We start from the raw sequence: 22112 nt of genomic DNA, 5'->3' as shown, positions 1-22112 counted from the left end.
TTCGGGATGCCACCCGATAACGACAGATCAGAATTAAGCCCTCTTTTGCCCGCAGACATAGCTCAATTATTCTGATATTTGCGCCAGAACCAAAAGAACAGATTTAATTTTTATGCCCATATCCCTGAGAAAGTTATTATTTGCTTTTTTGATTGTGTGGATAACCTCCACGACCTGGTGCAGGGCGCAGTTATCCCCTGAGGCCGAGATCAGCGTGATCACCTGTGGCCCCGGCAGCGAATTGTACGCCTCTTTTGGTCACAGCGCTTTCAGGGTCCGGGATCCTTTAAAGGGGCTGGACCTGGTCTACAATTACGGTACTTTTGATTTTAATACCCCGGGCTTCTATACTAAGTTCGCAAAGGGCCAATTGCTTTACTCCCTCAGCAGGAATTCGTTCGAGAACTTCCTCTATACTTACCAGCTGGAGGATCGATGGGTAAAGGAGCAGCTCCTTTCCCTGGACCAGGAGGAAAAAAACAAGGTATTGCAGTTCCTGGAGTATAACTACCTCCCGGAAAACCGGGATTACCTTTATAACTTCCTGGACGAAAATTGCTCTACAAAGATCCCCGAGGTTCTTGAAAGGGCGCTCCCGGGGCGATTAGCGCTGGACAATAACTACCTGGATCACCGGTATACCTTTCGCCAGCTTATCCAGCAATACCTCAGGACGAACTCCTGGGCCAGCCTGGGAATAGACCTGGCCCTCGGTTCAGTGATCGACAGGAAGGCAAGTCCCAGGGAGCATATGTTCCTCCCCGATTACGTATACCGGCAAATGAATCACGCCCAGCTGAATGGTGACAGCCTGGTAAAAAAAGAACGAAGTATATTGGAGAAGCAGAAGAAAGACCCTCCTGCTGCATTCATATTTACCCCGGCCTTCTGGTTAATTTTATTGTTCATTTTAACTGCCGCTATCACTTATATTGATCTGCGCAAAGGAAGCAGGAGCCGTGCATTGGACGGATTCCTTTTTCTCTTAACCGGGATATTGGGCGTACTGATCATTTTTCTCTGGTTCTTTACTGACCACACGGCCACGTTGTATAATTACAATATTTTATGGGCTTTCCCCTTAAATCTCCTGGCCGGGATAGTATTTCTCAGGAAAAAACCAGGGAGTGAATGGATACCCCGGTACCTTGTCACCATTACCTGCATGCTGTTATTGGCGCCCTTGCTCTGGATATTGAATATCCAGGTTTTCTCACCGCTGATGGTTATTATCTGGGCCTCTCTCGGACTGCGCTACGCTTATTTATACCGTTATTTTAAAACCGGATCAACCCCTGCTCTATGAACCTGATTACTGTTGAAAATATTTCTAAATCTTACGGCGAACGTGAACTCTTCTCCGGAATTTCATTTGGCATTAACCAGGACCAGAAGATTGCATTGATCGCTAAGAATGGAACAGGCAAGACCTCGATATTAAATATCGTAGCGGGGTTAGACAGCCCCGACACCGGCCGAGTTAATTACCGGAAAGGAATTCGAGTCTCCCTGCTGTCCCAGGAACCAGACCTGGACCCTGCACTGACGGTAGAAGAGACGATCTTTACTGCCGATACCGAGATCCTGAAAGTGATCAGGAATTACAACAAGGCATTGGCCGACCCTACGGATGAAACAGCTTATCAAAAAGCATTCGAGGCGATGGAGCGTTTTAATGCCTGGGACTTTGAAACCCAGTATAAACAAATCCTTTTCCAGTTAAAATTACAGGACCTGGATGCTAAAGTAGCGACCCTGTCCGGGGGTCAGAAGAAACGTTTAGCCCTCGCAAATGCCCTGATCAACAAACCCGATCTCCTTCTACTGGATGAACCGACGAACCACCTTGACCTGGAAATGATAGAATGGCTGGAACAATTCTTTGCCCGGGAACAACTTTCCTTCCTGATGGTTACCCACGACAGGTATTTCCTGGAAAGGGTATGTAACGAAATACTGGAATTAGATGATAACCAGTTGTACACCTATAAGGGCAACTACTCCTATTACCTGGAGAAGAAAGAGGCCATGCAGGAACGGCAGGCCATAGAGCAGCACAAATCCAAACTGCTTTACAAGAAAGAACTGGAATGGATGCGGAGGCAGCCCAAGGCCAGGACTACCAAGTCTAAGGCAAGGATAGACGATTTTAAAGACATCAAGGATAAAGCCCACCAAACCAAAGACAGGAGAACGGTAGAACTGGAACTGAATATGGACAGGTTGGGCAGTAAGATCGTAGAATTCCATAAGGTGAGCAAAGCATTCCCTGGCAAGCCGATACTTGACAATTTCTCCTATACCTTTAAAAAAGGAGAACGCGTAGGTATCATCGGGAAGAACGGGACCGGGAAATCTACCTTCCTCAATCTGCTAACCGGCAGAGAATCCCCGGATAACGGGAAGATAGTAGTGGGCGATACCGTCACATTCGGATATTACACTCAAAAAGGAATTACAGATAAAGCAGGCTATAAGGTTATTGATGTCATCAAGGAATTTGGTGATTATATACCTTTAAAAAAAGGCAGGCAGTTATCTGCCCAGCAGTTACTGGAACGCTTCCTCTTTGACAGGAAGAAACAATACGATTTTGTTGAAAAACTGAGCGGGGGAGAACGAAAACGGCTTTATCTCTGTACTGTACTGATACAGAACCCTAATTTCCTGATCCTGGATGAGCCTACGAACGACCTGGATATAGTAACCCTGAACGTGCTCGAGGAGTTCCTGCTCGATTTCCCGGGCTGCCTCCTGGTGGTTTCTCACGATCGCTATTTCATGGACAAGATCGTAGATCATCTCTTCGTATTCAAAGGAGAAGCGGAGATCAAAGATTTCCCCGGCAACTATTCAGATTTCAGGGATTCTGAATCGCTTGCCGCTGCCGAGGAGACCAACAACAAATCAGCCGCCAAAGAAGGCCCGGAAAAGAATACCTGGAGAAATAAAGAGGATGGCAAACTCAGCTATACCGAGCAGAAGGAATACCAGCGCCTGGAAAAAGAAATAGCGAAGCTGGAAAAAGAAAAGATTGCGATACAGGACAAATTCACAGATGAATCCCTGGAAGGGGAAGCAATTGATGCCCTGTCCATCGAACTGAAAACAGTTATGGATCAACTGGAAGAGCAGACCGAACGATGGTTTGAATTGGCTGCAAAGTTGGAATCTCAATAATATAAACCAGAGTAAAAGAGTTTGTTCTACCGTTTCTTAGCATATACCCGGTTTCTTTTCAGGTCGACCAACCAGCATGGAGTTCACTCTCCCTTTGTTTACCAGTATGTGACAAAGGGTCTGTACCGTAATAGTCGTTTCAAAGGCTCCAAAACGGCCAAAGTAGCCCTTAAAAGCCTGGAATATTTTGAGGTCGGCAATATTGATCTCGAAGAAAGTAAGCACGGTCTGGACGCACAGGTAAAATCACACTTCCCGGCCATCAAAAGGAACAGGATGCCGTATGACTTCATTTACCATCCCAGGCCGGAACTGAAAAGCGTGCGCAACCTCCTGGATACGCCGGGCAAAATTCATAACGACACCCTGCTCCTGCTAGACCAGCCCTATCGTAACCCTCAAAGTACCAAGGAGTGGGAAAGTATAAAAGAGATCCCCGGGGTGACCGTCACAATAGACATGTTTCATTGCAGTGCCGTATTCTTCAGAAAGGAACAGGTAAAGGAGCATTTTAGGATTCGAATTTAATGGTGTAATTTTAACCCAATAGTAAAACGCTAATGGAAATCAACATCTATTATGTTCTGGGCGTAGTGATTGTTCTCTACCTGGTCATCACTGTTTACAATAAAAAGAAATCGACCAGGAGACGATCCAGGACCTTTATGGAAGGATACCAGCGCAAGGAAAGAAAGTCCAGAAAATCGCCGGAGACGGATAAAAAAGACCAATGAGCCGAGTCGCTTAATTACTGGCAATAAGAGGAAAACAGACCGATGAAGATATATACGAAGACCGGAGACCAGGGAACAACTGCATTGTTAGGAGGAAAGCGGGTAGCTAAACATCATATCCGTATCGAGAGTTATGGTACGGTAGATGAACTCAATTCGTGGATAGGTCTTATCCGTGACCAGGAAATCCCGGAAAACGCTAAGGACATTCTTAAGAACATCCAGGATAAACTTTTTACTATCGGTTCCATGCTGGCCACTGATCCTGATCAGAAGCCGGGAAAAGCGGGGCAATCCCTGATCAAAATTCCTTCTATAAAAAAAGAGGATATCAGTTTACTGGAAGAAGAGATGGACCGTATGAATGAATCGCTCCCTCCCATGACCCATTTTATTCTCCCGGGCGGGCATACCACCGTGTCATACTGTCATATAAGCAGAACGGTCTGCCGCAGGGCAGAGCGACTGGCATCGCTTCTGAACGAGCACGAGCCCTTTAACCCCGATATCCTTATCTACCTTAACAGGCTTTCTGATTACCTTTTTGTACTGGCACGAAATTTGTCGGATTTTCTCAAAGCTGATGAAGAAAAATGGATTCCTTAAGGAAATACCTAATAATTTTATTATTTCTTCGTTATCTTTTTAATAATTCCGGAAAATCAATCCGGACTTCACGAAATAATCGTGAATTTTCTTGGCTATTTGGCTTTTAAAATTATTTTTGCAAAAAATTAAAATCATACTTGAGCGATGTATTGGACTTTAGAATTGGCATCTTACCTGAGCGACGCACCCTGGCCCGCAACCAAAGATGAATTGATAGATTACGCAATTCGGACAGGTGCGCCACTGGAAGTTGTCGAGAATCTGCAATCCATGGAAGAAGAGGGCGGCGAGATCTACGAATCAATTGAGGAGATCTGGCCTGACTATCCTACAGAAGAGGATTATCTTTGGAACGAGGACGAGTATTGATCCCAAATAACGAATTCGAATTAAAAAGTCTCTTAGGAGGCTTTTTTTTTATGTAATTTTGACAGCCCTTAGGGCCAAAATTGGCATAATTACAATGTGGAATACCTTTTGAGGTTAGAGAAGCACATTATTTGAAATCGATTTTACTTCACAGCAGGTTTCTTCGGGGAGCAGGCTTAATTTACAAGATATACCTATGAATTTTTTAAATTCTGTTTTAAAAGCTTTTGTTGGGGATAAGGCAAAAAAGGATGTTAAGGAATTACAACCCTTGGTTAAAGCGATAAAATCGCACGAAGAAGACCTGGCAAAACTTACACACGACGAGCTTAGAGCAAAGACTACAGGTTTTAAGCAACAATTATCGGAAGCCTGCCTCGAGATCAACGAAAAGATCGCAGAAATAAGGGCCGGGGTTAAGGAGTCTGAAGATATTGATAAGAATGAAGAACTCTACGCCGAGATAGACAAGTTACAGGATGAAGCTTACGTCATACAGCAGAAAACACTTGATGATATTTTGCCGGAAGCCTTCGCAGTCGTAAAAGAAACCGCAAGACGTTTTGCCGAGAACGAGACAATATCCGTAACCGCGACCGAATTTGACAGGAGCCTGTCTGGAGAAAAGGATTACGTAGCACTTCAGGGTGATACCGCTGTATGGCAGAATTCATGGGACGCTGCAGGTAAAGAAGTAACTTGGGATATGGTACACTACGATGTACAGCTCATCGGGGGAATAGCACTGCACCAGGGTAAAATTGCCGAAATGCAGACGGGTGAAGGAAAAACTCTTGTCGCCACCCTCCCACTCTACCTCAATGCACTTACCGGTAACGGTGCTCACCTGGTAACGGTTAACGATTACCTGGCGAAAAGGGATAGTGCCTGGATGGCTCCTATCTTTGAATTTCACGGTCTCACCGTAGATTGTATAGACAAACACCAGCCCAATTCCGATGGCAGAAGGGCAGCTTATAACGCAGACATTACCTACGGTACCAATAACGAATTTGGTTTTGATTACCTGAGGGATAACATGGCGCATAAACCTGACGACCTGGTTCAGCGACCACATCACTATGCTATAGTGGATGAGGTGGATTCCGTACTGATAGACGACGCCCGTACCCCGCTAATTATTTCCGGTCCCGTACCTGAAGGTGACAGGCATGAATTTAATGAACTGAAGCCAAAGGTTGCTGACATTGTACAAAAGCAAAAGCAATACCTTACCGGAGTCCTTGCTGAAGCAAAGAAACTGATCGCTGCTGGGGATACTAAAGAAGGTGGTTTCCAGTTGCTGCGCGTACACCGTGGTCTTCCGAAGAATAAAGCTTTGATCAAATTCCTGAGTGAAGAAGGAATTAAGCAGTTACTGCAGAAGACAGAGAATGTCTATATGCAGGACAACAACCGGGAAATGCACCAGGTTGACGCCGAACTTCTTTTTGTGATCGATGAGAAGAATAACCAGATAGAACTGACCGATAAGGGGATCGAATACATCTCCGGCGACCAGTCCAAAGATTTCTTTGTCATGCCGGATATTGGAAGCGAGATCGCAAAGATCGAGAGCCAGGACCTGGAAATTGAAAAGGAAGCTGCATTGAAAGAAGAGCTCTTCAAAGATTTTGCGATCAAAAGCGAGCGGATCCATACCATGAGCCAGCTGCTCAAAGCCTATACCCTGTTCGAAAAGGATGTAGAGTACGTTGTTATGGATAACAAGGTCATGATCGTTGATGAGCAGACCGGTAGGATCATGGATGGGCGTCGTTATTCTGACGGACTTCACCAGGCTATAGAGGCCAAGGAGAATGTGAAGATCGAAGCTATGACGCAGACATTCGCCACGGTTACCCTGCAGAACTATTTCCGGATGTATAAGAAACTGGCAGGTATGACCGGTACTGCTGTAACCGAAGCAGGGGAATTCTGGGAGATCTACGAATTGGATGTGATGGAGATCCCTACCAACAGACCGATTGCCAGGGATGATAGGAACGATCTTATCTACAAGACCAAAAGGGAAAAATACAACGCCATCATTGATGAGGTGACAAAACTTTCAGAACAAGGCAGACCGGTACTGATCGGTACCACATCTGTAGAGGTTTCTGAATTGCTTTCCAGGATGCTTACCCTCAGAAAGATCAACCATAACGTACTTAATGCCAAATTACACAAGAAAGAAGCGGATATCGTTGCCGAAGCCGGTAAAGCCGGAATAGTTACTATCGCGACCAACATGGCCGGTAGGGGAACGGATATTAAGCTGAGTAAAGAAGTAAAGGAAGCAGGTGGTCTTGCGATCATCGGTACGGAACGGCACGATTCACGTCGTGTGGACCGACAGCTGCGAGGACGTTCGGGGCGCCAGGGAGATCCGGGAAGTTCACAGTTCTACGTGTCCCTGGAAGACAACCTGATGCGCCTGTTCGGATCTGACCGGGTTGCAAAAATGATGGACCGTATGGGGCTTGAAGAGGGCGAAGTGATTCAGCACTCTATGATGACCAAATCCATTGAGCGGGCCCAGAAAAAAGTTGAGGAAAACAACTTCGGGATCCGGAAGCGACTCCTGGAATACGATGATGTGATGAACGCCCAGCGTGAGGTGGTATATAAAAGAAGGAGACACGCTTTACAGGGCGACCGCCTGAAACTGGATATCGCCAACATGATCTACGATACTTCCGAGGTGATCTCCGAGTTTAATAAAACCGCCAATGATTATAAGAACTTCGAGTTTGAACTGATCAAGTATTTCGCTATCACGGCCCCGGTCACTGAAGAGGAATTCGGTAAAATGGGTATTGCTGAACTGGCGAATAAAGTTTACCACGAAGCCTATAAGAACTACCAGCTGAAAATGGAGCGGAGTGCTGCTGCTGCACTACCCGTGATCAAGAGGGTATACGAAGACAACTCGAATTCCTTCGAGAGAATAGTGGTTCCCTTTACAGATGGCATTAAGACCCTGAACGTTGTTACTAACCTGCAGGAAGCCTATGAAAGTAACGGGAAACAACTGGTCAATGATTTTGAAAAGAACATCACCCTCGCTATTATTGACGATGCCTGGAAGACCCACCTGAGAAAAATGGACGAATTAAAACAGTCCGTACAGCTGGCAGTACACGAACAAAAGGATCCTTTACTGATTTACAAGTTTGAAGCCTTTGAGCTCTTCAAAGAAATGATAGAGAAGGTCAACAAAGAAGTAGTTTCTTTCTTATTTAAAGGAGAACTACCATCGGCCAGTACTAACGAGATCCAGGAAGAACGCCAGGTAAGGCGTCCGAAAGAAAAACTGCAGACCTCTAAAGAGGAGATCCCTAACAGTGATGAACTTGCCGCCCAGAACAGGGCTGCAGGACAGACACAGGGTAACAGGCCGTCGGTAACGGAGACCATTACCAGGGAAAAGCCAAAGATCGGGCGAAATGACAGGGTCACTATAAAGAATATCCGCTCCGGGGAGAGTAAGGTTGTTAAGTATAAACAAGCCGAACCGCTGATAGACCGGGGAGAATGGGTCCTGATCGACCAGGATTAAAGCAGTGAACAGAGAAAAAAAGCGACTTTTGCCAGTCGCTTTTTTTATTCTGTGCTGTTGTGGGACAGCCCTGTCTCTCATAATTTTAGGTATAATACCAGGCTGGAAACCAATCAATTCTCCTGGTCATATTTGTAAGAAACTTCTTAAAAGTTTTTGATTATATGACAAAACATATTTAGCTTTACGCCATGTAATTACGTTGCTGCGCTATATTATATCGGTTCTTTTCGTATTTTGAGCAGGCCAATGAACGTAGAAAAAATTGCTCCATGCTTACAACCATACTAGACCAGGACAGGCTGAGAGATAAAGTAAGCCTGACCCTGAGGGTTAGTTATTTCTCTTCTATATTTTCATTTGTCTTCGGCTTGCTGTGCATTTTCTTACTGGATATCATGGAGGTTGTCCCATATATCTTCATAGGATTTGGTGTGCTTAACTTGCTGAATACCCTGGCGTATAAGTATCACAAGAACCTTACGCTTACCTATAATGTTATTTCGATCTCAGGGCTGATCTCGTCCATCATTATTACCCTCTTTACCGGGGGAATCAACAGCTCCTTTATTTTTGTACTGGCCGTGGTTGTCTTCGCAGGTTATACATCTACCCGGAATTACGGGAAGATCTACCTGTATATCAGTATACTCCTGATCATACTGATCTATGTGCAGGGAATCTCCGAGTACTCGCTCACGCAAAACGTGGTGCCTGCTGATTCCCAAAATCTCTTCAGTTTCCTCAGTATCCTTTTTTCTGTGTACCTGCTCGGAGGCGTACTGGGAAAGAACCTTTTAAGAGCGCATCATAACCTCTATAAGACCAAACACGAACTGGAGCAGCAGATCAAAGAGAAAGAGACGCTGCTGAAAGAGGTTCACCACAGGGTAAAGAACAACCTGCAGACGGTTTCCAGCCTGCTGAGCCTGCAGGCGCGCAGTATTTCTGATGAAAGGATGCGTACCCTGATAAAGAGCAGCCAGAACCGTGTGATCTCTATGGCCATGGTTCATGAAATGCTCTACATGCGCGAAGATATCTCGAAGATAGAATACAGCTCCTATGTCCAGGAATTAGGCGAGTACCTCGTAAAGTCAGTTAAAGGCGCTACAGATAATGTAAGTCTCCGCATTGATATCCCGGATATCCAACTGGGAATAGATACAGCTATCCCGCTGGGGCTGCTTATCAACGAAACAATAACGAATGCACTTAAATACGGGATTAAGGACGAGGAAGAAGGTGAGATCCATATTACCCTGAGGAAAGTAGCCCATGAGGAATACGTACTGATGATCGGGGATAACGGGGTAGGATACCCGGAAAACATCAATATGAAAAATTCCAAGTCTCTCGGTTTAAAACTGATCCATAACCTGGCGCGACAGTTAAAAGGGTCTATCAGCAGGGATACCTCGAAAAAAGGGACCAATTATATCCTCAAATTCAGGGAAGTAGGTGAAAATGTTCAATCGGTGATCTGAAAGCCCTGTCCCGGCACTATCATAACCCTTAGCTTCCATAATTTAATTGCTATATTTAAAAGCAAGAAAATTAATGAAAGTACCGAATGAAAAAACTATTACTATTCATGGCATTCTGTTGCCATGCTCTCCTGCCTGCACAAGACTACTTCCTTAAAAACTACCAACCTTACAACCCGGAAATACCAAGCCCTGAAACCTATCTCGGCTACGTGATCGGTGAAATGCATACCAGGCACGATCTTATTGTATCGTACCTGGAGAAACTGGCCGAAGTCTCCGATCGCGCCTCTATCTCCTATTACGGTAAAACCCATGAAGGCCGTAAACTGGTAATGCTTACGGTAACCACACCAGACAAGTTAGAAAAGCTCGAAGAGCTGCGGCAGCAACATCTTAAACTTACCCAACCTGAGAACCAGGAAGCCATACCAGAAAATATGCCTGTTTTCATTAACCTGGCGTACAACGTACACGGGAACGAACCATCCAGTTCAGAAGCGGCCTTACTGGCAGCATATACACTCGTAGCCTCGGAACATCCTGCTATTGCCAGGTACCGGGACCAGGCTGTTATCTTTCTGGATCCCACGATCAACCCGGATGGCAGGGATCGTCATACCCAATGGGCCAATTCTTTCCGGTCTAACCCCTTAGTCGCGGATCCCCAGGATGCTGAACATAACGAAATGTGGCCCGCAGGAAGAACCAATCATTACTGGTTTGACCTCAACCGGGACTGGTTACTCGGGATTAACCCCGAGAGCCGTGGAAAGCTGAACTGGTACCATCATTGGTACCCCAATGTTGTCACTGATTTCCACGAGATGGGAACACAGAGCACCTATTTCTTTGAGCCTATGAAGGCAAATGGAAGCCTGGACCCCATCATGCCTAAAGAAAATTATGAAGATCTCAATAATCTATTCGGGGATTATTTTGCTGCCGCCCTGGACAGTATAGGTTCCCTCTATTTTACCAAAGAAGTATTTGACGGTACCTACCCAGGCTATGGATCATCCTACCCGGATCTCCAGGGCGGGCTCGGTCTTTTATTCGAACAAGCCAGTTCGCGCGGACATAAACAAACCACAGCCTACGGTGAGATCACTTTCCCTTTCACTATCCGCAACCAGTATGTTTCCAGTTTAACTACCGTAAAAGCTGCGGTGGAGAACAAAGAATATTTAAAGGATTACCAGAGGAGATTCTTCAGGTCGGCCCTCAAAAACGCCGATGACTCGCGTATCAGGGGTTATAAATTCAATGCCACGAACGACCAGAACCGGGTAAAGGCTTTTATTGACAAGTTACTGCTGCACAGGATCAAAGTATATGAATCGGCAGATAGTGGGTATGTAGTTCCTACAAAACAACCGCAGTACCGCATGGTGCAGACGATGTTCGAGACCTATGACAAATACAGGGACAGCGTATATTACGATGCATCAGCCTGGTCTGTAGCAAATTTCTACAATATGAATTACCAGCCGGTGAGCAGCCTGAAACTGGGGAATGAGATCAGCAGTGCTGAAACCGTGGTCAATGTCAAGATTGTTGAAAGATCAGACTATGCCTATATCCTGGATTGGGATGATTACAACACCCCGGCAGCTTTGTATTACCTGCAGAAAGAAGGCCTGGTATTAGCCTCAGCATTTAAACCGTTTACGGTCAGGAGTGATAATGGCTCCAAGAAGTTTAATTATGGGGCATTAGTCTTACCTGTACAGCTGCAGAAAAAGGATTCCGGGCAGGTACATGAACTGGTAAAAAAAGCCCAGGAAAAATTCCAGGTACCGGTGCACGCGGTATCTACCGGCCTTAACCTTAATGGTGTGGACCTGGGGAGTCGCTTTATCAAACCTTTAAAGGAACCCAAAGCAGCGATGTTAGTAGGGAATGGGGTTAGATCCTATGAAGCGGGAGAAGTCTGGCACCTGCTGGATACACGGGTTCATATGCCGATCACCAAGATCCCTATGCGCAACCTGGGAAGGGCGGATCTGAGCAAGTATGAAAGTTTAGTGATGGTATCGGGGAATTACCACCTGACCGATGCTGAAAAAGACAAGATCGTTTCCTGGGTAAAGCAGGGAAATACCCTCATCACTATCGGATCTGCATCTGAGTATATCATAGACAAGAAATGGGTAGATGAAAAGCTCACAAAAGTTGAGAAAGACAGCCTGGCTATTCCGGAGCGGCTGCCCTACGTGGATGCGGATGAACACCTTGGGAAAGAAAGTGTAGGTGGTGTCATTTTAAAAGCATCGCTGGATACTACCCATCCCCTGGGCTTTGGTTACAGGGATCAGGTAATCCCGGTCTATAAGAATAACGAAGTTTGGTTAGCCCCCAGCAAGAATGAATACGCTACAGTGGCCAAATATACCGCTAACCCGCACATAGATGGTTTTATTACCAAAAAGAACATGGAAAATTATCTTAAGCCTTCAGCTTCGATCATAACGAGTCCATTGGGAAGCGGTCGGGTAGTCCTCTTCGCGGACAATCCTAACTTCCGGGGCTCCTGGTACGGGACCAACAAACTATTCCTGAATGCACTCTTTCTGGGAGAATATATCGAAATTCCAAACTAACATACTGATGAGAAGACCAATCATATTTGCTTGCCTTTTGGTACTGAACTTATCCTTTGCCTTTGCCCAACAAGGAGAAGGCCCTTTTGACCAGTTGATCATAAGGGGCGTGACGCTTATCAACGGGAATGGGGCACCGCCCCAGGGCCCGATAGATATTGTTGTTGAAGACAACCGCATCAAGCAAATTGAAGTGGTCGGATACCCGGGGGTCGCCATAAAGGATAAGGACCGGCCACAGTTAATACCGGGCGGCAGGGAACTGGATGCAACCGGAATGTATCTATTACCGGGGTTTATCGATATGCACGGGCACATCGGGGGTGTGGCCCAGGGAGCAGAGCCGGATTATGTCTTCAAATTATGGATGGGACATGGGATCACTACAGTTCGTGAACCCAGTGGCCGGGGTGTGGATTTTGCGATGGATCTGAAAAGAAAAAGCGTCAAGAACGAGATCATTGCCCCCAGGGTTATTGTCTATACGGGTTTTGGTCAGACAAGTGCTTCTTTTAATCCATTGAATGATATCCCTATAAGTACCCCGGAACAGGCCAGGAAATGGGTGCGCGCCAATGCTGAAAAAGGAGCGGATGGTATAAAGTTCTTTGGGGCAGAACCCGAGATCATGACTGCTGCCCTGGATGAAAACAAGAAATTGGGTTTAGGATCTGCGGCCCACCATGCGCAGCTCAGTGTAGCACGCTGGAATGTACTCCACTCGGCTCGTGCGGGACTTACGAGTATGGAGCATTGGTACGGATTACCGGAAGCTTTGTTTGATGATAGAACTGTTCAGGATTATCCCTTGGATTACAACTACCAGAATGAACAGCACCGGTTCGAGGAGGCCGGTAAATTGTGGGCACAGGCCGCCGAACCTTATTCAGAACACTGGAACAAGGTGATGGACGAATTGTTAGCCCTCGATTTTACACTGGATCCTACTTTCAACATTTATGAAGCCAGCAGGGACCTGCACCGTGCCAGGCGAGCCGAATGGCATGAAGAATATACATTGCCTTCTTTATGGGAATTCTACCAGCCCAGTAAGATTTCTCACGGATCCTACTGGCATGACTGGGGGACGGAACAGGAAGTAGCCTGGAAAAACAACTATCGTTTATGGATGACCTTTGTGAACGAATATAAGAACAGGGGTGGCAGGGTGACTGCAGGTTCAGATTCAGGTTTTATTTTCCAATTATACGGGTTTGCCTATATCCGGGAACTGGAATTGTTACGGGAGGCAGGGTTTCACCCGTTAGAGGTAATCCGTGCGGCAACCCTTAATGGCGCAGAGGCCCTTGGTATGGCAGACCAGATTGGAACAGTCGCTATAGGGAAACTAGCAGATTTTGTAATTGTGGAAGAGAACCCGTTAAAGAACCTGAAGGTTTTATACGGAACGGGAGCGGTACGGCTTACGGAGGATAACCAAGTAGTTCGTGTTGGCGGAGTTAAATACACCATCAAGGATGGAATTATATATGATGCCAGGGCATTATTAGATGATGTTAAGCAACAGGTACAAAAGGAAAAGGAAAAAACAGGCTACCAGATCAAACAGCCTGGGATCGAGTAATAGCGATTACGACAATTTAGCACTGTTTCTTTTGGTGCGGAACTGGAGTTCCTTTTTTACCAGTGAGTTTTTAGAACGGTAAAGTCTGGCTATGGTCTTTCCATTATCCGCTTCAATCTCTTTTTTATCGTCACCAATCTTATCACCAGCAAACAGAGCAGTGTCCACAGTATCAGCTTTAAGTTGCTCATTAGCATCAGTATTTTGAGCCAGCGCGTTTGCGCTGAAGATTAAGATAAGAGTAAGGGTAAAAAGTGCTTTCATCGGGGCTTTAATTATACTTTAAAGTTAAGTCCGGCGGGAGGCTCATCCCGATGAAAGTCGCTCTAAGCCCTATATTTTTCGGTATCTGACCGATAATCGGTTAAAGTGTTTTTTATCATCGATAAGTGGAAAGCGGGTAAAAAACCAGTGGCCGAAACTGTGTGCATTTCATCGATGCCCCGAGGGTATTAATACAGGGATTTTATTCATCACTGACGCTGAATTGATAATTTGAGAGTAATCGTGGATTACGGCCTGCCTCAGGCAGTATGCAGATCGAAGTTGAAGTTCGAGGTTCGAGGTTTGAGGTTTGATGGGCGCCTTCGGCTGTTCGCTGTTCGCAGTTCGAAGACTGCCTCCGAAAGGTGTATTCTAGCTATTTAGTTTGTGATTAATCTATTTGACGGCGTGACGGCATGACTGTATCCCGGAGTTTCCCTTCCGCGTCACCGCATCACCGCATCACTGTTTCACTAATTATAATAGTTCGAGGCCTGCCTTCGGCCCGTCCGACCGGCACGGGCGGGCAGGTAAATTTGAAGTTCGAGGGAAACCTGCGGTTGTTCACGGTTTGCGGTTTGATGGGCGCCTTCGGCTGTTCGCAGCCTGCCAGGGGCAGGCAAGTTTGCGGTTCGCCGTTCGCTGTTCGCGGTTCGGACTTTTGAAATCTGGGAAATTAAATAGTTTGCCGGTATGACCGTATCCCGGTGTGACTATGTCCGCATCACTGCATCACTGCATCACCCGCCCGAACGTGCCGTTCGGTACGGGCGGGCCGTTTCACTGAGTCGCAACTGTTTGCCGGCGTGACGGCGTGACCGTATCCCGATTTCAACAGTGTGCGACCCACCGTGTCCCCATTGTCCCCCCTGTCCCCTCTGTCCCCCTATGTCACTATGTACCTTTGTACCTATGTAACTGGATAGTTCGAGGTTTGAAGTTTGAAGTTCGAGGGAAACCTACAGTTGTTACGGTTCGCATTGCTTAATTATACTAAGAATTCCTATGTTGACTCTTGCTGCTTGTCCCTCTTTTCCCCCCTGTCATCTTTATCACCCCTATTAAGCCAATTTAGCTTTGTTCCTCTTAGTAGAGAAAGCCAGTTCTTTTTTGATCCTGGAATTCTTGAACTTGTGAAGACGTGCAACGCTGTTCTCGTTTTTAACGGCCATTTCTATTTGAGCGGCAGCAATCTCGACAGCTACTTTAGCGTCTTTAGCCTGGGCAGTGAATCCGATAAAAAGAACGAAGATGATGGTTACAATTGCTTTCATGACTTGGGGTCGTTTTATATAAATAAAACGGCCCCAGGGCATTTGAGCCGGGTTTCGAATCGCTGAAAAACCCTTATTTTTCGGTATCTGGCCGATTATCGGTTCAACGGCAAAAAATTATCGGTGAATGAAACCACCACCCAAAACCACTCCCCGGAAAAGAGTGCATTTAACCGATATAGATGAGGGGTGAAATGTGCAAATGAACCTATCCGGGAGGAATTCAGGGTACACTTAATCGCAATAACAATTCTTTTTGTCGGTGATGCGGCCCGCCCGACAGAACGTCGTTCCTGCCCGCACTGCATACATACAGGCGGGCGGGCGGGTGATGCAGTGATACGGTGATGCAGTGATACGGTGATGCGGTGATGCGGTCACACCATCACACTGTCACACAGTGATTCGGGTGTGCGAAAATACAGAGACATAGTGACTATGGTCTCTTTATCAAACTGCAAACCGTAAACTACAAACGGCAAACTGACCTCCGGGGTTCTTAACCCCGCCCCGGTCTTAAGTTATGGTGTTCTACTGCAAAAAACTTGCAGGGGAAGCGACTATTGTCACGCCGTCAAACCGGATAGAGGTAGGATCAGTGATGCGGCCCGCCCGTACCGAACGGCACGTTCGGGCGGGTGATACGGTGATGCGGGAAAAATTTACCCAGCAAACCACCAACAGTGAACTGCAAACCTCGAACCTCAAACCTCGAACCTCGAACCTCAAACTTCAAACTAACAAACCGGGGTTCTTAACCCCGCCCCGGTCTTAAGTTATGGTGTTCTACTGCAAAAAACTTGCAGGGGGAATCGGCATACCGTCACGCCTTCAAACCGGATAGAGGTAGGATCAGTGATGCGGCCCGCCCGTACCGAACGGCACGTTCGGGCGGGTGATACGGTGATACGGTGATACGGTGATACGGTGATACGATGATACGGAAAAAAGTTTACCCAGAAAATCACCAACAGTGAACTGCAAACCGCAAACCTCGAATTTACCTGCCCGCCCTTGCCGGTCGGACGGGCCGGAGGCAGGCCTCGAACTTCAAACTTCAAACCTCGAACTACCACCCCCCGCTCTACCTGTTTCGTAATTATAGACAGAAAGGAAGCCGGTTACGGGTTTCTTAACAAATTTTAAAACTATATCCGTCCGGATGTTCGTAAATTAAGAGTTTAAAAAAAAAAGACTATGAAATTACTTGTACCCCTGATGATGGCCTTCGCCTTTCTTCTGGCACCCTCCTGCCAGTCCTCTTCTAAAAACGATAAGAAATCCCAGGAAAATGATAACAGTCAGGAAACTGCAAAAGCCGATCTCCCACAGGATCTCTCAGAATACGATACGGCCTATTTCGCAAGCGGTTGTTTCTGGTGCGTGGAAGCTATTTTTGAAAGTGTCCGGGGTGTGGCCGAAGTGGTTTCCGGGTACGCCGGGGGAAAAGAAGAGAACCCAACATACGAAGCAGTAAGTTATGGCCGAACAACCCATGCAGAAGCCGTGAAGGTATATTATGATAAAGAAAAGGTGAGTTTCCAGGAATTGGTGCAGGTCTTTTTTGGATCCCACGATCCCACTACCCTCAATAGGCAGGGTCCAGATCGCGGTCCACAGTATCGTTCTATAGCCTTCTACCAGAACGAATCAGAAAAAGCTTTTATCGAACAGTATATCAAGGCCCTGGAAGAGAACAAGGTTTACGATCAGCCGATTGTTACCGAGGTTGAGCCCCTTGAAAAGTTCTATAAAGCCGAAGAATACCACCAGGATTACGAACATAAGAACCCCGACAATTCATATATCCGGAATGTTTCTATTCCCCGTCTCAACCGGTTTAAACAAAACTTCCCGGGCTACCTGAAAGAAAAGTCAGGTTCCGAACCCCATTAATCTAAAGTGCTATTTAAGTTGCTAGGCCATGCTTTCTTCGTGGCAGAATTATTTATTAGTACTACTTTTCTTACGTATTGCGTAATATTACTTATATTATAATTGGTATTTTTCGTATATTATAATCTGTTTCCCCCGAAACCTTATCCTAATTTTATAGGGTGAGTATAAAAAGTAATATGAACATAGCCCCAATTCTATGTTGAGAAATTACGTATTATTCTTCCTGGTCCTGGGTTTATACCTGGGTTGCAACAAGGGAATCCGCAAGGAAGACCACGATATTAAAGAAGTGGCCTATACCCGGATCCCGCCTGAACTTGATGGTATCGCAGATGATCCCTGCTGGGAAAAAGGACAGTGGCATCTGCTGGATCAGAACTGGAAGGGTGACACCTTCAGCCCGGATGATTTCCAGGGCCGCTATAAACTTAGCTGGAGCACAAATTCTCTTCACTTATTAGTGGAAATCATAGATGACAGTCTTTTTGATAAACAGGCAGACCCCTTAAAATTATGGTGGGATGACGATTCTGTCGAGATCTTCCTGGACGAAGATAATTCCGGAGGCCTCCATCAATACAGTCATAATGCTTTTGCGTACCATGTGGCCCTGGACGGTAACGTCGTCGATGTAGGCCCCAGCAGGAAACCCAGGCTGTATAACGACCACTTAAAGGTCGCCAGGCGAACGGTCGGGAAGAAGAGTACCTGGGAAATGTCTGTTGCATTATTCCCCGACACCTATAACGATGACCAATCACAAACCAGGGTACAACTTTATAAAGATAAGCGAATAGGATTCGCGCTTGCCTACTGCGACAATGATGGAAGTAAGGAGAGAGAAAACTTTATCGGGTCGGTCTTTGTTCCGGGAGATAATAAGAACACGGGATGGATAAATGCAGATATCTTCGGGACCCTGGTATTGGTAGAATAAGTATTACTGCAGGTTAACATCACTGTAATTAGTGCGAATAACTACAGAGTTCGTACTGTTCTTATCCAGGTGAAATCCCTGGAATTTCTGGAAGCCCCCGGATTCGTTTTGCCGGGCTTTGGTCATGAAATCCGGGAGACTCAGTTCATTGGAACTTCCTTCTATAGTAAATTTATAAGCAGATGCCGGTAAACTACATTTCAGCTCCCCGTTCTGCATGTTAATATCTACTTTGTTAAATCCTTCAGAGATCTTTCCGATATTCAGGGATCCCAGGCTGTTTACTATAGTAGCCGTTTTTAAGAGCCTCTCTATACTTACATCTGAAGAATTGGCCCTGAGATCAAGATTATGAACCTCGTCAAGAACGACGTCCCCTGCAAAATCGGTCTTCAGGGAACCGATTTTCCATAATTTTACAGCAACAGGGGAATAGGCCACGTGAATATTCGTGGCCGATCCGTCAATTGTTCTTGCCTGCAGCGAAGCATAGGACAGGTTCGCATCCAGGTTAATGGTCTGTGAAGCCAGCTTCACTTCCCCATGTTTTAGATTCATTTTTATTTTAAGATCCTTAGGCATTTTCACCCTGATAGTCTTCTTTATCTTGAATTTTTTATGCTCGCCTTCTCCGGAGTAATAGAACACATTGGGAGCATCTGAATTACCATCCCGGTGAATAAATACATTTTTCCTCGTCACCCTGGCTTCATCAAGAGCTTTCCTGGCAGCTTCCCTTGCGTACCCCCTGGCTGCTTCCATTTCATCCCGCATTTCTGCCCTGGCCGCTTCCATTTCCTTCCTGGCTTCGGCTCGTACGGCTTCCATTTCTTCCCGCCTCTGCTCTCTTTCCTCACTCATTTTTTCCCGCATTTCTGCGCGTTTCTCCATGCGCTCTGCATAAACCTCCATCCGGTCTGCCATCGACTCTGACCAGGCTTCGAGTTCCTTCTCGTATTTGGCATCAAATCCTTTACGGAATTCCTTTTGCCATTTCTTCATGTATTTTTCCCCGTCCTTTTTGAAAGCTTCGTAATCAAAGTTCTCCTTGGGCATAGGTGGCATGGGTGGCATTTCCGGCATTGGCGGAAGGTCCGGGATCTCCAGGTCGTGGAACAGTAGTTCCATCTGGGGATGCATTTCCATCGCAATATGTGCTTTAGGTGCGGTTGTGAAGTTATAGCTCATGGCCATGGGTGCCCCCATTTCCGTCCTGATCTGGATCTTTTGGCTGTTCCCCAGAATGTTGATGCCGTTTTTCTCAAAATAGGTTTTGGCTTCCTCTTCACTGGCTCCTTCCAGCTCTATCGTAGCTTCGACCAAAACTTCCTGCTTATCCCAGGTCTCGAACTCAAGATCTGCATGAGAGGTGTTTATATCAATAACGGTTTCCGGGTTTACTTTAAAAGACTCCTTGTAGGTCTTGGTTTGTGCCTGTATACTAAGTACGGCCATGAAAAATAAACCCAAGCTCCACGAGCTTGTTTTAAATACTGTGTGATGTAACTGTTTCATTTTTTGATGATTTTAAATAATTGATTTTATCCCTGAGTTTGTAGAGGAGATCCAGGCGCATCTGAAGATTATATATCAGAGCTTCTATGGTCTGGTCATTTGGTCCCAGTTCATTTAATTCTTTTTGTAATTCTTTATATGCATCATTAAGGGTGGCCAATCGGTCCATGTATTCCGAAACCATGACCTGGTTCTCCTCAGAAATCTCTAATTCGGCCAATTCCATGTTGATGCTTGCCAGGTAAAAATTTTCAAGCTTTTCCAGGTCTGGGGACAGATCTCCCAACGAGATGGCCTGATTTGTCTGGACCGGCTGTTCTTCCAAAACCACGGGTTGTTCTTCGGACACCACCCTATCCTCCATTGGGAAAAACAATATTCCGAGCCCAAGAAGAACAACGACTGAAGCGGCCACAGGCCACCAGAATTTTCTACCCTGTGCAGGACTTTTTTGGGCCAGGTCCAGCTTTTCAAGGAACCTTTCTTCATGGCCCTCTCTCATCTGCTTCTTGCTCCCTGTATCCTCCTTAAGTAATTCCCTAAGATCTCGTCCCATGTGTGATACTTTTTAATTGATCCTTTAATTTATTCTTGCCTCTTAAAAGCCGGGTCCGGCAATTGGTTTCACTGATGCCGAGGATTTCACTGATCTCCGAATGGTCATATCCTTCCAGCAGGTACAGCTGCAATACCAGCCTGTATTTAACCGGTAAACGTTCTATCTCCTGCCTTACCTGCTCCGCACTGATATCATGTTCTACCTCCCAGTCACCATCATCCACGAGGTATACCCCGTTTTCATTCAATTCCACGAAGAGTTCTTTCTTCGCCTTTAAAAAATCTATGCAGCGGTGAATTACGATCCGCTTTAACCAGGCTCCGAAACTTACTTCTCCCCTGTACTGCTCAATTTTCTGGAATGCTTTTATAAATGCTTCCTGCAAAACATCCTCCGCATCGTCTTGGTCTTTTAAATACCGGCAGGCTACAATAAACATCCCTTCACAATATTGCCTGTACAGGGTTAGTTGTGCTTTCCTGTCGTTTGCCTTGCAAAGCCTGACCAATTCTAATTGTTGCAGAAGGTTAGTTTCCAATTCTTAGATAGTTGTTATTTAAAGGACGACGCGGAAATCGCCGCGTTGCAAAAAAGTTTACTTTTATTTTATATTTTTTATTCCTTGGAACAAATTACAATTAAAAACCAATGCCTGCGGTTAAACGTCCTTTCGTATGGGGCCATAATCCAGGGGCTAACCCTGATCTCAGGAAACCAGGAACCCGTGGAACTTGTCGTGGGGCTGGAAGACCCTGAAGCATATAAGAAGGACGAAAAATCACTTGGAGCCTGTGTAGGTCGATTTGCAGGCCGGATCTCTGGCGGAGGTTTTATGCTCGATGGCACTTTTTACGAATTATATACTGAAGAAGGTGTTCATCTTCACGGCGGTAAGAAAGGGTTCGGGAAAAGGGAATGGGAAATCCTGGAGATCACCGAAGGCGAAGAACCCTCTGTCTGCCTGGGTTATAACAGTAAACACCTGGAAGAAGGATACCCGGGCAACCTGAAATGCAGGGTAACATATACGCTGAAGGATTGCGGGTTGGAAATATTACACACCGCAACCACGGATCGGCCCACCGTCGTCAACCTTACCAACCATTCCTATTTTCGATTGGATAATGAGAATTCTGTTGCACATTACAAGTTACAGCTTAACTGCCCCGCATACCTGGATACTGATACAAAGCTTATCCCAACAGGGAAATTAAAGGAAATCAGAGGCAGCAGGTTAGACTTTCTGCAACCCCGGCCTATAGGCCAGGTAAAATTAGACACTCCGTTTGTCACCGATAGGACGAGTAAATACGTAGCTATCCTGAACTCGGAACAGTCAGGGATCAGGATGACGGTACAGTCCAATCAGCCCGCCCTGGTCATCTATAGGCCGGAGAAATTAACAGCAATCTGTTTCGAAACCCAGGTTCATCCTGATGCCCCCAACCAGCCCGACTTTCCTTCCGCCGTGCTTCGGCCCGGGGAGAAATATGAAAATCGCACCCTGTTCCGTTTTGAACGATAAAAAATTTTAC

The 22112-nt window shown here is 46.0% G+C and carries 18 protein-coding genes; 13 read left to right on the top strand and 5 right to left on the bottom strand.

What is annotated here, in order from left to right:
- The first annotated feature begins 154 nt into the window (after positions 1 to 154).
- The 10 genes from CLV82_RS13440 to CLV82_RS13400 all read left to right on the top strand — a co-directional run bounded on the left by CLV82_RS13440 (position 155) and on the right by CLV82_RS13400 (position 14129).
- Complete coding sequence (locus CLV82_RS13440) at positions 155 to 1306, top strand: Lnb N-terminal periplasmic domain-containing protein (RefSeq protein WP_243744232.1); 1152 nt, start codon at positions 155 to 157, stop codon at positions 1304 to 1306.
- Positions 1303 to 3180 carry an ABC-F family ATP-binding cassette domain-containing protein gene (locus CLV82_RS13435; protein WP_133644861.1) on the top strand — a complete coding sequence of 626 codons (1878 nt, stop codon included), beginning with the start codon at positions 1303 to 1305 and terminating at the stop codon, positions 3178 to 3180. The genes CLV82_RS13440 and CLV82_RS13435 overlap by 4 nt, the downstream gene beginning before the upstream one ends.
- A 21-nt stretch (positions 3181 to 3201) precedes the next feature.
- Positions 3202 to 3708 (top strand): hypothetical protein, encoded by a 507-nt coding sequence (locus CLV82_RS13430; protein WP_133644860.1) that lies wholly within the window; start codon positions 3202 to 3204, stop codon positions 3706 to 3708.
- Between the two features lie 32 nt (positions 3709 to 3740).
- A complete protein-coding gene (locus CLV82_RS14780) occupies positions 3741 to 3914 on the top strand; it encodes a hypothetical protein (protein WP_166636716.1) in 174 nt (57 codons plus the stop codon).
- Positions 3915 to 3956: 42 nt separating this feature from the next.
- Positions 3957 to 4520 (top strand): cob(I)yrinic acid a,c-diamide adenosyltransferase, encoded by a 564-nt coding sequence (locus CLV82_RS13425; RefSeq protein WP_133644859.1) that lies wholly within the window; start codon positions 3957 to 3959, stop codon positions 4518 to 4520.
- Positions 4521 to 4667: 147 nt separating this feature from the next.
- Positions 4668 to 4892, top strand: a complete 225-nt coding sequence (locus CLV82_RS13420; RefSeq protein ID WP_013551418.1) for a DUF2795 domain-containing protein — start codon at positions 4668 to 4670, stop codon at positions 4890 to 4892.
- A gap of 196 nt (positions 4893 to 5088) precedes the next feature.
- Positions 5089 to 8454 carry a preprotein translocase subunit SecA gene (gene secA, locus CLV82_RS13415; RefSeq protein ID WP_133644858.1) on the top strand — a complete coding sequence of 1122 codons (3366 nt, stop codon included), beginning with the start codon at positions 5089 to 5091 and terminating at the stop codon, positions 8452 to 8454.
- A 272-nt stretch (positions 8455 to 8726) separates the two neighbouring features.
- Positions 8727 to 9941, top strand: coding sequence for a sensor histidine kinase (locus tag CLV82_RS13410; protein WP_133644857.1), 1215 nt, complete (start codon positions 8727 to 8729; stop codon positions 9939 to 9941).
- Between the two features lie 86 nt (positions 9942 to 10027).
- Entirely contained in the window at positions 10028 to 12544 is a 2517-nt protein-coding gene (locus CLV82_RS13405) for a M14 family metallopeptidase (protein WP_133644856.1), read from the top strand.
- A gap of 7 nt (positions 12545 to 12551) precedes the next feature.
- Complete coding sequence (locus tag CLV82_RS13400) at positions 12552 to 14129, top strand: amidohydrolase family protein (protein ID WP_133644855.1); 1578 nt, start codon at positions 12552 to 12554, stop codon at positions 14127 to 14129.
- Positions 14130 to 14135: 6 nt separating this feature from the next.
- On the opposite strand, the gene CLV82_RS13395 is transcribed toward CLV82_RS13400, so the two are convergent.
- Both CLV82_RS13395 and CLV82_RS13390 read right to left on the bottom strand, forming a co-directional pair.
- Complete coding sequence (locus CLV82_RS13395) at positions 14136 to 14393, bottom strand: hypothetical protein (RefSeq protein WP_133644854.1); 258 nt, start codon at positions 14391 to 14393, stop codon at positions 14136 to 14138.
- Positions 14394 to 15454: 1061 nt separating this feature from the next.
- Positions 15455 to 15667, bottom strand: a complete 213-nt coding sequence (locus CLV82_RS13390; RefSeq protein WP_133644853.1) for a hypothetical protein — start codon at positions 15665 to 15667, stop codon at positions 15455 to 15457.
- A 1197-nt stretch (positions 15668 to 16864) separates the two neighbouring features.
- Between CLV82_RS13390 and msrA the strand changes: the two genes are divergently transcribed.
- Both msrA and CLV82_RS13380 read left to right on the top strand, forming a co-directional pair.
- On the top strand, positions 16865 to 17563 hold the full coding sequence (gene msrA, locus CLV82_RS13385; protein WP_133644852.1) for a peptide-methionine (S)-S-oxide reductase MsrA: 699 nt from the start codon (positions 16865 to 16867) through the stop codon (positions 17561 to 17563).
- A gap of 199 nt (positions 17564 to 17762) precedes the next feature.
- Positions 17763 to 18503: a sugar-binding protein gene (locus CLV82_RS13380; protein WP_133644851.1), complete on the top strand. Its 741-nt coding sequence runs from the start codon at positions 17763 to 17765 to the stop codon at positions 18501 to 18503.
- Positions 18504 to 18506: 3 nt separating this feature from the next.
- On the opposite strand, the gene CLV82_RS13375 is transcribed toward CLV82_RS13380, so the two are convergent.
- The 3 genes from CLV82_RS13375 to CLV82_RS13365 are packed head-to-tail and all read right to left on the bottom strand — an operon-like array spanning position 18507 to position 21115.
- Positions 18507 to 20018: a DUF4097 family beta strand repeat-containing protein gene (locus CLV82_RS13375; RefSeq protein ID WP_133644850.1), complete on the bottom strand. Its 1512-nt coding sequence runs from the start codon at positions 20016 to 20018 to the stop codon at positions 18507 to 18509.
- Complete coding sequence (locus tag CLV82_RS13370) at positions 19990 to 20574, bottom strand: hypothetical protein (protein WP_133644849.1); 585 nt, start codon at positions 20572 to 20574, stop codon at positions 19990 to 19992. The genes CLV82_RS13375 and CLV82_RS13370 overlap by 29 nt, the downstream gene beginning before the upstream one ends.
- Positions 20558 to 21115, bottom strand: coding sequence for an RNA polymerase sigma factor (locus CLV82_RS13365; RefSeq protein WP_243744221.1), 558 nt, complete (start codon positions 21113 to 21115; stop codon positions 20558 to 20560). Before CLV82_RS13365 ends, CLV82_RS13370 begins: the two co-directional genes overlap by 17 nt.
- A gap of 84 nt (positions 21116 to 21199) precedes the next feature.
- On the opposite strand from CLV82_RS13365, the gene CLV82_RS13360 reads away from it, so the two are divergent.
- A complete protein-coding gene (locus CLV82_RS13360) occupies positions 21200 to 22102 on the top strand; it encodes an aldose epimerase family protein (protein ID WP_133644848.1) in 903 nt (300 codons plus the stop codon).
- Positions 22103 to 22112: the final 10 nt, after the last annotated feature.

This window comes from Zeaxanthinibacter enoshimensis, from assembly GCF_004362865.1.
In the GTDB taxonomy this organism is placed as follows: domain Bacteria; phylum Bacteroidota; class Bacteroidia; order Flavobacteriales; family Flavobacteriaceae; genus Zeaxanthinibacter; species Zeaxanthinibacter enoshimensis.
This window is presented reverse-complemented; position numbering and strand designations above follow the sequence as displayed.